Below are 13,715 nucleotides of genomic sequence, written 5' to 3' on the forward strand. Positions count from 1 at the left end.
TTTTCTCTTCAGTCACGCTCCATGACGAGACTACATGTCGAGGCCGAGCTCCAGCTTTCCACCAGGGATAGCGTCGAGCAGGTCGCGCGTGTACTGCGTCTGAGGGTTATTAAACACCTCATCAGTGGTCGCGTGCTCCACGAGCTTACCGTGCTGCATGACCACCACTTCATCCGCTATCTGGCGTACCACAGCCAGATCATGCGTAATGAACAGGTAGGTCAGGCCACGCTCTGCCTGAAGGTCGTTCAGCAGGTGCAGAACCTGATCCTGTACGAGCACGTCCAGAGCGGACACCGCTTCATCAGCCACGATTACATCTGGATTCAGAGCCATAGCACGTGCCACGGCGATGCGCTGACGCTGGCCGCCAGACAGCTCGTTCGGGTAGCGCCCCATCACGGACTGTGGCATCTCGACCATGTCGAGCAGCTCGCGCACACGAGCTTCGCGAGACTTCGCGTCGCCTATCTTATGAATACGCAGTGGCTCTTCGATGGAACGGAAGATGGTATACGTAGGATCCAGCGAACCGTATGGATTCTGGAAGACCGGCTGCACATGGCGGCGGAAGTCCAGAAGCTGCTTCGCGTCGAAGGAGTGGATATCCTGTCCTTCATACGTGACGGTACCCTTCGTAGGGTCGAGCAGGTGGAGCACCATGTTTGCCACGGTGGACTTACCCGAGCCGGACTCACCCACGATGGCCAGCGTGGTACCACGCTTCACATCGAAGGAGACATCATCCACAGCCTTGAACAGCTCCTTACGACCTGGCACCTTAAACTCGCGGACGAGGTTCTTCACAGAGATGATGGTGTCATTCACATTCTCTGGATGACCCGCTTCTGCCTGCTTCGTGTGGACCTCAGCGCGCTCCTTCGTGGACTCCATGCGCTTGGATGCTAGGGAAGGCGCAGCAGAAACGAGACGCTTCGTGTATGGGTGCTGTGGGTGCTGGAGTACGTCCAGGCTAGGACCAGACTCGACTATCTGACCCTTATACATGACCACGATGTGCTGAGCGCGCTCAGCTGCCAGACCGAGGTCATGGGTAATGAACAGCACTGCAGTTCCGAGGGAATCGGTCAGAGTGTGCAAGTGGTCGAGGATGCGCTTCTGCACGGTCACGTCGAGAGCGGACGTAGGCTCATCGGCGATGAGCAGACGAGGACGTGCAGCCAGACCCATAGCGATAAGTGCACGCTGGCGCATACCACCCGAGTACTCGTGTGGATACTGGCGAGCACGCATAGCGGCATCTGGAAGGCCTGCTTCATCCAGCAGGCCAGCGATGCGGTCAGCCATCGTGGAACCAGTCACGTACTTCGCAGCTATCTCCGTAGCCTTAGGATCCGAAATGCCAGCCTGAATCATGTCATGACGCACGTTCCAGCGCGTCACCGAGCCTGGAGTCCACGTCTCTTCCCAGAACTTCATGTCCTCTTCAGAGACTATCTCCTTACCAGCTTCCTTCGCAGCTGCGAGGAGTTCCTCACGCTGAGCGGAACCGAGGAAGAGTTCATCGTCTGCATCGTGAACATTTTCCTTCGCAGCACGCTCTGCAGCAGTGAGCTCAAGGCCCTCTGCCAGCGCGATGCGCTGCTCACGCGTGATGTCGATGTTATTCGCGATGAGAGATTCCTTAATCTGCGCATCGATGCGATACACAGGATTCAGGTTCGACATAGGATCCTGCGGGACCAGACCCATCTTCAGACCACGGATAGCTTCGAACTGCTTAGGCGTGTAGTGCGAGATCTCCTCGCCCTCGAGCTTAATGCTTCCACCAGTAATGTGACCGGTTCCTGGAAGCAGGCCCAGAGCTGCCATGGCGGAAGTGGACTTACCAGATCCAGACTCACCCACGATAGCTACCCACTGGCCAGGATACACGTTAAAAGTGGCGTCGCGCACAGCCTTCACGTTACCTGCAGAAGTGTTAAATTCTACCTGGAGATCCTTCACCTCAAGAAGCGGGGCTGGGATATTCGTATTTTCAGTCATATGTATACTCCTCTACCCTGCTTTACTCAGTACGGCTCTTAGGGTCGAGTGCGTCACGCACTGCGTCACCCAGCATGATGAATGCCAGAGCGGTGATGGCCAGAGCCACGGATGGATAGAACAAAATCATAGGCTGGGTGCGCAGCATGGTCTGTGCGGAGGAGATATCTCCACCCCAGCTGACAGTGCCCGAAGGCATACCCAGACCCAGGAAGCTCAAAGTAGCTTCGAGAACGATGTAGCTCGCCAGAGAGGTAGTGCCGACCACGAGTACTGGAGCCAGTGCGTTCGGGATAATGTGGCGGAAGAGGTTTCGTGCAGGCGTGGACCCCAGTGCAGTGGAAGCCGTATTAAACTCGAGGTTCTTCGCTTCGAGCACAGAGCTTCGAGCGATACGAGCTATAGACACCCAGCCGAACATAGCCATAACGAGCACTATCTTCCAGATGGAAGTGGAGGTGCGGAACATCTGCAGAACCACGATAGCGCCGAGCAGCAGTGGCACTGCATAGAAGATGTCCACGAGACGGGACAGCAGCGCATCGACCCAGCCGCCGAAGTAACCAGCGATAGCACCGATGAGACCACCGAAGATGATGACGAGAAGAGTGGTAGCTATACCCACGGTCAGCGATGTACGTGTACCGTAGATGACGCGCGAGTAGATATCGCAGCCCTGCATGTCATAGCCGAATGGATGGCCAGCGCTCGGCAGGTTACGCGAGTAGTCCAGCGTGCAGTAGTTAGGATCCACGCTCGTAAAGATGCGTGGGAAAAGTGCCACGAATGCGATGAACAGGATGACCAGCGCAGAGATGATGAACAGCGGGTTCTTACGTAGCGTACGCCACGCATCTGCCCACATGCTGGTAGCTGGTGCATTCTCATCTATAGCATCCACAGCGTGTAATGGTGTTTCTTCCACTGGAGCGACGTAGCGCTCCTGTCCTGGAAGTGGAGTGTTTGGTGAAGTCATGTATCTGTCCCCTTTATTACTCGTATTACTTCGTATTACTCGTAACGAATGCGTGGATCCAGTACTGCGTAGAGCATATCTACGAGCAAGTTACACACGACGAAGATGAGAACGAGCACGGTTACGATGGATACGACGAGATTCGACTCGCCCTGAAGAATGCCCTTATACAGGGTGTTACCGATACCGTTAATGTTAAAGATGCGCTCGGAGATCATAGCGCCACCCATGAGTGCACCGAGGTCTGCACCCAGGTAGGTAATCACTGGGATGAGCGAGTTACGCAGGATATGGTTCGTAATGACCTTACGGTTACTCAGGCCCTTTGCGCGAGCGGTACGCACATAGTCAAGTGTACGGTTCGACGCCACTTCTGTACGCGTGAGGCGAATGATATATGCCATGGACGCAGAACCCAGAACCATAGCTGGCATGAGCAGGTCTATGAATCCTGGATTTGCTCCAGCTGTTACTGGGAAAATGCGCCACTTCACACCGAGGAAGTACTGCATGAGGAAGCCGGTCACGAAGGTAGGAACCGAAATGAGAAGCAGGGAGACGATGAGGATGACGGAGTCATACCACTTTCCCTTCTTCAGGCCGGAGACGATGCCGAAGATGACACCGAAGATTCCTTCGAAGACGAATGCCATAAGACCGAGCTTAATGGTTACTGGGAAGGCAGCTGCCATCACGTCGATAACTGGACGGCCACCGCGCAGGGTGTTACCGAAGTCCAGCGTGAATGCATTCTTTAAGAAGTACAGGTACTGGATGATGAATGGCTGATCGAGATGGTATTCAGCTCGGATCTGTGCTGCGATAGTAGGGTTAACCGGCTTATCGCCGAACATAGCTACAACAGGATCACCTGGCAGTGCGAACACCAGTGCATATATAAGCAACGTGGTACCCAGCACTACTGGAATCATTTGCAGCACACGGCGTAGAAAGTACTTCCACATAGTCTTTTATCTCCTTGTGCTTTCCCTCGATAAACGAAAAAATTATGACATATTTACATTGCCACTGTGTTACGGGGCAGTATTCGTCTGTATCGATTCGTAGATCGATACACATATCTACCTGCATCTCGCGTAACGCGTGCTTCACTCCAGCAAGTCCGGTAAGCAATGTCTGTGTATGCACAGCACACTCATCCTCGTGAGATGGACTGCTGCACACGCGCAGAGCTCGCATACCCTCTAGGCTTCTAGACCTCCAGGCCACTAGACCTCTAGGCCGCTAGGTCTCTAGCATAAATATATCGTGTTTTTTATGGATTTGGCTATATTATCACAAAAGGTGCTCATTTCAGGAGATCCCGAAATGAGCACCTCTCGTTTTACTTCTTTAGAGCATCACCTGAGAGTAGGACCTCAGGTAAGTTACTACTTACTTCGTGATGTTCAGGAAGTCTGGGTAAGAGTTCCACGTGATAGCGAAGCCCTTCACACCCTGTGCAGATACACCCACGTTCTTCTTGTTATAGATAGGGATAACTGGCAGATCCTTGAGCAGAATCTCTTCTGCCTGCTGGTAGATCTTGTTCGCATCATCCGTAGAAGAAGCAGCTGCTGCCTTCACGAGCAGTGCGTCGAACTCTGGGTTCTTATAGTCACCATCGTTAGCACCGTTACCGTCTGCTGCAGCAGAACCATACAGTGGCTTCAGGTAGTTTTCTGCAGATGGATAATCAGGCATCCATCCACCACGCCATGCACCCTTCAGGGTACGGTTATTCACTTCCTGACGCATTTCCTGGAAGGTAGCGATAGGGGTAGCTGCTACGTTAATGCCCAGAGCGTTCTTGATGGAGTTCGCGTATGCTTCGAAGATTTCCTTGTGGCCACCATCAGCGTTATAGTACAGGTTCAGCTGAGTGTCGCCGTAAGGAGAGATAGCGTCAGCCTGAGCCCACAGCTTCTTCGCTTCATCAGCGTTATACTTCAGAACGTCGTTACCCTTGAGATCCTCAGAGTAGCCTGGAGTCTGTGGAGACAGGAAGTCTACAGCTGGAACACCGGTACCGCCGAGTACCTTATCGGTAATCTGCTCGCGGTTAATAGCGCGGGAGATAGCTGCACGGCGCAGGCGACCTTCGTCGTTAATGCCGAAGTGCTCGAGAGTGGTAGGGATGATGAGAGTCTGGATAGCTGCACCTGGCTTGTTATATGGCTGGACAGAAGAGTCAGACTCGAAGGTGGAGGTAGCAGATGCTGGAACGGTGTCGAGGACATCGAGGTTACCAGCCTGAACATCTGCATAAGCAGATTCTACATCCGAGTAAATCTTAAAGGTGATGCCGCCGTTCTTTGCTGGGAAGGAACCCTTATAGTCTGGGTTCTTCACCAGTTCGATGGACTGGTTATGCGTCCACTTGGAGAACTTGTACTGGCCGTTACCCACTGGGTTCTCGCCGAATGCCTTAGGATCCTTGTAGAAGGATTCTGGAAGTGGGGAGAATGCGACGTAACCCACCTGGATAGGGAAGGTAGAAGAAGCTTCAGTCAGCTCCACAGTGAAGTGAGTGTCATCCTGAACCTTCAGGCCTTCGAGCTGAGCGTCATCAGCTACGCCATCCTGCTGGAGAGCATCATAACCCTTAATATTTGCATACCAGGAGTTATTCAGCATCTGGTGAGATGCGATAGCAGAGTAGCTCCATGCCTTCGTGAAGGACTCGGAGGTCACAGGAGTGCCGTCCGTGAACTTCCAGCCGGAGTTCAGTTCGATGCTGTACTGCGTGTTATCATCGTTTGCCTTGATGGACTTAGCTACTTCATTCTTAGCGTTACCATTAGCATCAAAACCTACGAGGCCAGCGAAGAGCATCTGGATGACACGGCCGCCACCGTTCTCGTTCGTGTTAGCTGGGATGAGTGGGTTTTCTGGCTCAGAGCCATAAGCTGTGATGACCGCGTCTGTGGATGCAGAGCTCGAAGAGGAGCTAGAGTTTGCGGAACCACATGCGCCCAGTGCCATTACTGCAGCAGCTACTGCAGCAGTGATCATAGTGATCTTAGACTTCTTCATGGTTTCTCTTTCTTGTAGGTATCCCCTGAGGCCCACCGAAGCGGAATAATATAAAACGTCCTCAGGAAAATAATGTGCAAAAGCTCAGTCATACTGAAAGGTAGTGATTGCGTCTTTTGAACGTGTCATTTAATGTAGCATGTTTTCGTTACAAGGAAAAGAATTTTTCTAAAGAAATGCATATTTTTCTGTAAATTTATGCGTTAAGATGAATAATATTCTGCATAATCCGCATATTTCCGCGGTTTTCCTGTATATAAATATTTTTCTGAGAATGTGTCACTATGTGGAACGCTCGCGCTTTTCCCAGTTTTTCGTAACATTTCGGACACATACCCCTAGTTCCTCTGCGCGAGAATCCCCACTATGCCCGCGGAAAAGCCTTCTCATACTTCGCCCGTAGCTGTTCGAGAGACACATGCGTATACCTCTGCGTCGTAGACAGTGACGAGTGCCCCAGCATGTCCTGTACTTCTCTGAGGTCCGCTCCCCCATCAAGCATGTGCGTAGCGGCACTGTGCCGCAGTGCGTGTGGCGCCACATCCGGAACTCCTGCTACAGCTGCGCTTTCATGAACTACTCTGCGCACGACTCTCTGGTTTATCCGTCCACCGCGTGCTCCGAGGAAGACTGCCGGTGTCGTTTCTTCCCCTTCTGCCAGAAGAGCGCCTCTGCCCGAGCGCATCCACTCTGCCAGAGCCCGCATGGCAGGCGCTCCCACGGGAACCACGCGTTGTTTATTCCCTTTACCCGTTACTTTCACCATATGCTGCGAAAAGTCTATGTCCGTTACGTTCAGTGCAGTCAGCTCCGCCACGCGCATTCCGGTAGCGTAGAGCAGTTCGACCATGGCATGGTCGCGCAGTGCGAGCACGTTATGGTCCTGTGAGGACACTTCGACGAGTTTTTCCGCCTGGTTTTCGCTCAGAACGACGGGCAGGCGTACGGCTTGCTTCGGCGTGGCGAGCTGGGCAGCAGGATTCGTCCTACACATCCCGTGCGTTTGCGCGTAGTCGAAGAATCCGCGTACGGCTACCACTTTTCGCGCGAGAGAGGTTTTCGTCAGCCCCCCGTGCAGTTCATGTGCCATCCAGGAGCGTAGGTCATCGAGAGTAATGGCGTCGAGTGTGTCGATGCCACGCAGCTCGAGCACGTGCAGCGCCTGTGTGATGTCCGCCATATACGCGCGAACGGTCTGTGGGCTCAGGCCCTTATTTACCGTCAGATACGTGCGGTAGTCCTCGAGTGCGTCCTGTTCTGTCATACTCTTAGAATACCAGTATGCTTCAGATTCCTGTAGGCGCACGCATAGTCGTGCGTTCACGCGACGGTGTGGATGAGTTTTCTGGAAGGCCAATTTTCCGTGATACCGTCGGCCATGTGCTCAGCGTCAGTGAAACCACACTCGTGGTGTCTCGCGACCCCGCAGCGAATGGCTCACGCCCGGGAAGTGTAGTGAGCCTCGATGTAGGGAGAATTATACGCATTAAACCTATCCCGGAGCGCGGAAGCTACGCCTCGCGCAGATGAGCGAAGTCGCGGGCATGCGCTTCCACGCTGTCGATGTACTCCACGCGGCCACCACGACGCGATGCAGAAAGCAAGCGTTCACGCCAGCTTTCATCGAGCAGAATGCTGTACACTCCCTCCGGAATCCCCTGCTGCAGGCGCGCGCGGACAGTGCGGTACGGCTCGGCGGTAGCGAAGAAAGCAGCGAGGCCATCCGCATCTCCCGCCGCGAGGAGATCCGCCACGGCTGTCATCCGTGCAGCCTGATCGCGCAGCAAATCCGCCACATTATCTGGATTCTCCTCCACCATAGCCTGCGTGCGCTCAGGCGTGGTCAGCGCTACGCGCGTCATGTCTCGCCAGGAACCAGCAGCGAGCGCGAGCGCTATGTTTGAGGCAGGATTTACCACGAGCTGAGCGGCAAGCGTAGTCGCCACGACGTGGGGCATGTGGGATATCTGGGCGGCGGCACGGTCATGCTCCTGAGCAGTAGTGACGATGAAGCGGTTCCCCACACCTTCGGTAATCATACGCCCCACAGTAATGACGCGCTCTTTATCTGTATCCTCTTCTACGGTGATGGCCCAGGTCGCCGAGTCGTAGAGGTGTGCGTCTGCCGCTTCGAATCCTGCGAGTTCATTTCCCGCCATGGGATGTGCACCTACGAACAGGGGACGCAGTCCGTGCTTTTCTACACTGGAAAGGACTTCACGCTTCACTGAGCCTACATCGGTAAGAGTGGTGTGTTCGTCGAGGACGAGCTTAATCTTTCCTAGGACAGTGTCCATGGCTTTCAGCGGAGTGCACAGGATGAGAATGTCTGGCCGCGCTAGTGCGAGTTCTTCCACGGTTTTTACGCAGGTGATGCCATTCTTTCGCGCCTGCTCGTAAGGGGCACTGCGATGGTTCCACCCCAGGACATCGTGTCCGCTCTGGACGAGGGCGAGGGCGAGTGAGCCTCCCATGAGGCCCAGTCCTGCTATGGCTACTTTCATCGTTCTTCTCCTGCGTAAGACATATCGAGCATAGGATTCACGCCGAGGTGAGGAAGGTTCCAGTCTACCACCGGAATTTTTTGCACTTCGTACCGCGGGTATACTGCGAGGATCTTCACCCAGTCGCCATGTGCACGCACTTCGTCTAAGACATGGCTCATACTGGCGTCCCACGGAGCAGCATCCAGTGTAATGATAAAGCTATACGTACCATCCACTGCCTTAATGGGACGTGAGATGAGGCTCGTCATATTTACGCCATTATCGCGAAAAACATCCAGCAGATTCGCTATGACACCCGGACCAGTGTACAGGGGGATAACCGTGAGGATGCTTTCACATGCTGCATTATTTTCTCGTAAGACTCCACTCAAACGGAGCGCATCATCTCGTGAAGCGAGATGAAGAAAGTCTGTGTGCGCTCCACTATAGTCCTGAACCCCCTGCGCATATACGTCGAGAGCGAAGCGTTCAGCATTTCCCCGCGGAGCCAGCGCCACCTGATGAGCTTCCAGGTTCTCACACGCCGCAGTATTCGAGTGCGCAGGAACAGGCCTCAGTCCCCTCTCCTGAGTGAAGTTCAGGCACTGCGCTAAGCCATGAGGATGTGCTGTCACTTCCGTAAGCTCAGTATGGTCAGGACACACATAAGCATCGAAGATAACATCCACGCTTATGCGCCCTATGCCTGCTACATTATGCGCATCGATGAGTTTATCCAGGTTCGGAGCCACGTAGCCTTCCACATTATTCTCCCAGGCGAGGATACCCTGCCCCTCTCCCCTTTCGATGTGGTCAAGCAGCTCACGTTCTGTACCACAAGATGCAAGCTGCACATCCGGTACGTATGCGCTGACCTGGAGTGCCGCCTGATAGGTGAAGGAACCGAGCGGGCCGAGATAGTAGAGCTTCACTCGCCGACCTCCTGGGAAGAGTTCTCTGGGGAAGAGTCCTCCTCAGATGCCTGCTCATCAGTGAATCGCGCTCGGAGAGAGGCGGGGAGGAACATGACGAAGAATTGGACCAAAAAAATGCCATACAGCCAGACGATGGACGCATGCAGCGACCAGAACGTCGTCAGCGCCGAACCACCCATAGCCACGACGGAACTCGACTGTGTACTAGCCAGAGCTATCCCCCACGTCACAGCAGTGGACACAAACGCATGCGCGAACTCATGCCACAAGCCCATCTTTCCACCACGCCCGCCGGACAGCAGACACAGCGCCCCCACGACCAGAAGCGTCACGATGAGGCCGTACGGAATGTTATACGCAGCACCCAGACGGTATGTAAAAGTGCCGACTACTCCTATAACGGCGCCCGATACCAGCGTCTGACACCATACCAGTGCGGTCTTTTTCACGCGATCTCTCCTCTTTCGCTCCTGAACTTCTCGAACCGGCACTTAGGAAAAGTGCACGAAGGCGGGCGTGCAGCCGTACTCTCGTACTGCCTGCGCAAACCCGCCTTCTTCTGCGTCTACTATCAGCCGAACTAGCTCTTTGTACTAATTATTCTGCTTCGACTGGCGACGCTGCTGAGCATGCCACTTATACCATGCATCACGGCTCAGGATAATCTTACGCACGCGGATGGATTCTGGCGTCACTTCCACGCACTCGTCATCATTCGCGAAGTCGAGAGACTCTTCGAGGCTCATCTGGATAGGAGGCGTAAGCGTCTCGAGAACGTCTGCCGTAGCCGAACGCATATTCGTCATATGCTTTTCTAGCGTGATGTTAATGTCGAGGTCACCAGGCTTACCGGTCACACCTACGACCTGGCCTTCATACACTGGAGACTGTGGCTGAACGAAGAAGTTACCACGAGCCTGCAGCTTCTGCATAGCGTATGGGCTCGCCTTACCCTGACGGTCGGCCACCATGGAGCCATTCTGGCGCACCACTATCTCACCAGCCCACTCGTCGTAGCCAGCAGAGATGGAGGAAGCGATGCCCGTGCCGCGCGTGCTGGACAGCAGCTGCGTGCGGAAACCGATCAGACCACGGCTCGGAACCGTGAACTCCATGCGCACCCAGCCAGAGCCGTGGTTCGTCATGGAATCCATGCGTCCCTTACGAGCAGCCATCAGCTGGGTTACAGCACCCATGTACTCTTCTGGAACGTCGATGGTGGAGTGCTCAAATGGCTCGAGGGTCTTTCCATCTTCCTTCTTCGTAACCACCTGTGGGCGGCCCACAGTCAGCTCGAAGCCTTCGCGGCGCATTTCTTCAGCAAGCACTGCCAGAGCGAGCTCACCGCGGCCACGCACTTCCCACACGTCTGGGCGGTCCGTATCCAGCACCTGGATGGATACGTTACCGATGAGTTCCTTATCCAGGCGGTCCTTCAGCATACGAGCGGTCAGCTTATGATCCTTACCTTCCGTACCTGCCAGAGGAGAATCATTCGTACCGAAGGTCATGGAGATGGCTGGCTCATCCACGTGAATGAGTGGCAGTGGTAGTGGGTTCGATGGGTCCACGATGGTCTCACCGATCATGATGTCATCCACACCGGCGATAGCCACGATGTCACCAGGACCAGCAGTTTCTGCTGGTACGCGGTCGAGACCGTCGGTACGCAGAATCTCGGTGAGCTTAAAGTTCTGGATGGTGCCATCGTTACGAGACAGGCCATACTGCTTACCCTTGACCAGTTCACCCGAGTAGATGCGGACGAGACCGAGGCGGCCGAGGTACTCGGATGCGTCGATGTTCGTCACGTGAGCCTGGAGAGGTGCATCCTCGTTATAGTGAGGAGCTGGGATGTTCTTTACGATCATCTCGAAGAGAGGCTCGAGGTTATCATTATCTGGCACGTCACCATCTGCTGGCTGATTCACCGATGCGCGACCAGCCTTTGCTGCGCAGTAGATGACTGGCAGGTCCAGCAGAGAGTCGAGGTCCAGCTCCACGCCTTCTTCCACGACATCCTGAGCCAGACCGAGAAGGAGGTCCGTGGCTTCGGAGACGACCTCAGAAATGCGAGCATCTGGACGGTCGGTCTTATTAATGGCCAGAATCACTGGCAGCTTTGCTTCGAGAGCCTTACGCAGAACGAAGCGAGTCTGTGGAAGTGGGCCTTCAGATGCGTCCACGAGGAGCACCACGCCATCGACCATGGAGATACCGCGCTCTACCTCACCACCGAAGTCTGCGTGGCCAGGGGTATCCACCACGTTAATAATGATGCCGTCTTCCTGACCGAGCTCAGCTGCCGCAGGACCGTTATAGTCGATGGCAGTGTTCTTCGCGAGGATGGTGATGCCCTTCTCGCGCTCGATGTCACCGGAATCCATGACGCGGTCTGGAACTTCTTCACGCTCGGAGAAGACGTTCGACTGCTGGAGCATAGCATTCACGAGAGTGGTCTTACCGTGATCTACGTGAGCCACGATAGCGACATTACGGATATTAGAGCGAACTGCCATTCATAACCTCTTTAGACAAATATAAATAAACCTCTGCAAGTTTACGCTGTCGAGCAGACACGGGTACACAGGTATGTGCCACATGCTCAGCTGAGCGTGAAACTACAGAGGTTTTCTCTCTGAGAAAGGCTACTCCTCGGCTCCTACTCCACGGCTCCTACTCCACGATGCCGTTCGCCACTATCTCGCGAGCCACTTCACGGTACTCCTTCGCCGTAGCATGCTGAGGCGAGAACATGGTGATAGGCTTCGCGGCGACAGATGCATCCGCTACCTTAATGGAACGCGTGATGACCGTGTGGAAGACGCGCCCAGGGAATGCATCATAAATGCGCTGAAGCACTTCCTCAGCATGGAGAGTGCGCGTGTACATGGTGACGAGCACACCGTAGACCTGCAAGTTCGGGTTTATGCGCATCTTCACTTTCTCGATGGAATCCATGAGAAGTGCCACACCACGCAAAGCGAAGAACTCTGCTGCTACAGGAATGATGACGCCATCTGCTGCAGTGAGTGCATTCACCGTAAGCAAGCCGAGGGATGGCTGGCAGTCGATGATAATGAGATCATACTCATCTTTAATCTGGCGTAGCACCGAAGCGAGTACCTGCTCACGGCCTACTTCCGTGACCAGCTGTACTTCCGCTGCAGACAGGTCGATGTTCGCAGGAATAACGTCCAGATTCTCGAAACGCGTATGCTGAATTACCTCATGTACATCCATCTTCGGGTTAAACATGGCCGTGTAGATGGTATTCGGCACTTTATTCGCATTCACACCTAGAGCCACCGAGGCTGCACCCTGCGGATCAAAGTCCACGATGAGCACGCGACGACCATACTGACTGAGCGCCCCCGCTATATTCACACTACTGGTGGTTTTTCCTACTCCACCCTTCTGGTTACACATAGCGATGATGCGAGCAGGACCATGCTGCTCGAGCGTTTTCGGTGCGGGGAAAGCGTCATACTCTCGACCCAAGAGATCTGTAGGCATAACCACTACCTTAGCACGCGCCGCGGAATGTAAACGCCGTGTGTGATGTCACGTCTTCTACACTTGATTATGCGAGGTGTTCCGCTGACGCACCTACCCCATAGCGCATGAACACACGCTCGGTAAACGGCACGTGCAGCATGAGCATGCTGCCGTAACCGAAGACCACGACGAGGAAGAGAAACTGCGGCATATACAGCACTGTCCCATAGAACAGCCCTACGTACACAGCGTCTATGAGGACGAGGGCCAGCGTGTACGGGATGTGTACCACGCCGAAGACGAGAGAATTGAACCAAATCCGCGGCACAGTATTCTCGAACCGCGCCTGCACCGCGAACGTCCACTCCATGCCGATGACCCACACGATGCTCAGACCGTACTGCAGGATAAGCGCCTCGCGTATCTGGACGAACAGCCACATATAGCCGAGCAGAAGGCCCACGGCGAGGTACGGCAGCCACAGCAGGGTCGCCTTCCGAAAGTTCGCTCGAAAAGCGCTGAAGTACGCGCGCGTCACGCCTCGCCCCTCGCCGTAGAGCGTCTTGCGCGCAGCCACGTTCCCCGCAGCGAGCGCGGCGCCGACCGTGACGAGAGGCAGCGACGTGAGCAGCATATACAGGTTTATGAGTATGCCGTCCGTGAGATTATTCCACGCCTGCATGAAGCGTGAGTCTGGGGAGAGCCAATTCATCCTGTACCTTTCGTGTGTCTGTCTGCATACTGCATGTATAACCATGTATAACGCGGCCGTCTCCT

Annotated in this window: 12 protein-coding genes; 1 reads left to right on the forward strand and 11 read right to left on the reverse strand. The window is 54.6% G+C overall.

The genetic code is table 11. The features are described 5' to 3' along the window. Window positions 1-30: 30 nt before the first annotated feature. The 5 genes from ALMA_RS07355 to ALMA_RS07375 form a co-directional block, all read right to left on the reverse strand. Window positions 31-2,007, reverse strand: coding sequence for a dipeptide ABC transporter ATP-binding protein (locus ALMA_RS07355; RefSeq protein ID WP_094727122.1), 1,977 nt, complete (start codon window positions 2,005-2,007; stop codon window positions 31-33). Window positions 2,008-2,029: 22 nt separating this feature from the next. Next, complete coding sequence (locus ALMA_RS07360; protein ID WP_086106851.1) at window positions 2,030-2,983, reverse strand: ABC transporter permease; 954 nt, start codon at window positions 2,981-2,983, stop codon at window positions 2,030-2,032. Between the two features lie 35 nt (window positions 2,984-3,018). Beyond that, window positions 3,019-3,948, reverse strand: coding sequence for an ABC transporter permease (locus ALMA_RS07365; RefSeq protein ID WP_094727124.1), 930 nt, complete (start codon window positions 3,946-3,948; stop codon window positions 3,019-3,021). A 430-nt stretch (window positions 3,949-4,378) separates the two neighbouring features. Then, on the reverse strand, window positions 4,379-6,019 hold the full coding sequence (locus ALMA_RS07370; RefSeq protein WP_094727125.1) for a peptide ABC transporter substrate-binding protein: 1,641 nt from the start codon (window positions 6,017-6,019) through the stop codon (window positions 4,379-4,381). Between the two features lie 364 nt (window positions 6,020-6,383). Beyond that, window positions 6,384-7,283, reverse strand: coding sequence for a tyrosine recombinase XerC (locus ALMA_RS07375; RefSeq protein ID WP_094727127.1), 900 nt, complete (start codon window positions 7,281-7,283; stop codon window positions 6,384-6,386). Between the two features lie 17 nt (window positions 7,284-7,300). Here ALMA_RS07375 and ALMA_RS07380 point away from each other — a divergent pair, with 17 nt between their 5' ends. Next, window positions 7,301-7,549, forward strand: a complete 249-nt coding sequence (locus tag ALMA_RS07380; protein ID WP_086106847.1) for a DUF6725 family protein — start codon at window positions 7,301-7,303, stop codon at window positions 7,547-7,549. On the opposite strand, the gene ALMA_RS07385 is transcribed toward ALMA_RS07380, so the two are convergent. The 6 genes from ALMA_RS07385 to ALMA_RS07410 all read right to left on the reverse strand — a co-directional run bounded on the left by ALMA_RS07385 (window position 7,531) and on the right by ALMA_RS07410 (window position 13,650). Then, window positions 7,531-8,523: a prephenate dehydrogenase gene (locus tag ALMA_RS07385; protein ID WP_094727129.1), complete on the reverse strand. Its 993-nt coding sequence runs from the start codon at window positions 8,521-8,523 to the stop codon at window positions 7,531-7,533. The genes ALMA_RS07380 and ALMA_RS07385 overlap by 19 nt on opposite strands. Further along, window positions 8,520-9,437, reverse strand: coding sequence for a prephenate dehydratase (locus ALMA_RS07390; RefSeq protein WP_094727131.1), 918 nt, complete (start codon window positions 9,435-9,437; stop codon window positions 8,520-8,522). The genes ALMA_RS07385 and ALMA_RS07390 overlap by 4 nt, the downstream gene beginning before the upstream one ends. After that, window positions 9,434-9,889 carry a hypothetical protein gene (locus ALMA_RS07395; protein ID WP_094727133.1) on the reverse strand — a complete coding sequence of 152 codons (456 nt, stop codon included), beginning with the start codon at window positions 9,887-9,889 and terminating at the stop codon, window positions 9,434-9,436. The genes ALMA_RS07390 and ALMA_RS07395 overlap by 4 nt, the downstream gene beginning before the upstream one ends. 144 nt (window positions 9,890-10,033) lie before the next feature. Next, window positions 10,034-11,959 carry a translational GTPase TypA gene (typA, locus tag ALMA_RS07400; protein WP_086106843.1) on the reverse strand — a complete coding sequence of 642 codons (1,926 nt, stop codon included), beginning with the start codon at window positions 11,957-11,959 and terminating at the stop codon, window positions 10,034-10,036. A gap of 157 nt (window positions 11,960-12,116) precedes the next feature. Then, window positions 12,117-12,956, reverse strand: coding sequence for a ParA family protein (locus tag ALMA_RS07405; RefSeq protein WP_094727135.1), 840 nt, complete (start codon window positions 12,954-12,956; stop codon window positions 12,117-12,119). Window positions 12,957-13,023: 67 nt separating this feature from the next. Further along, window positions 13,024-13,650, reverse strand: a complete 627-nt coding sequence (locus tag ALMA_RS07410) for a DUF624 domain-containing protein (protein ID WP_094727137.1) — start codon at window positions 13,648-13,650, stop codon at window positions 13,024-13,026. Window positions 13,651-13,715: the final 65 nt, after the last annotated feature.

Source organism: Alloscardovia macacae, assembly GCF_002259705.1.
GTDB classification, from domain to species: Bacteria; Actinomycetota; Actinomycetes; order Actinomycetales; family Bifidobacteriaceae; genus Alloscardovia; species Alloscardovia macacae.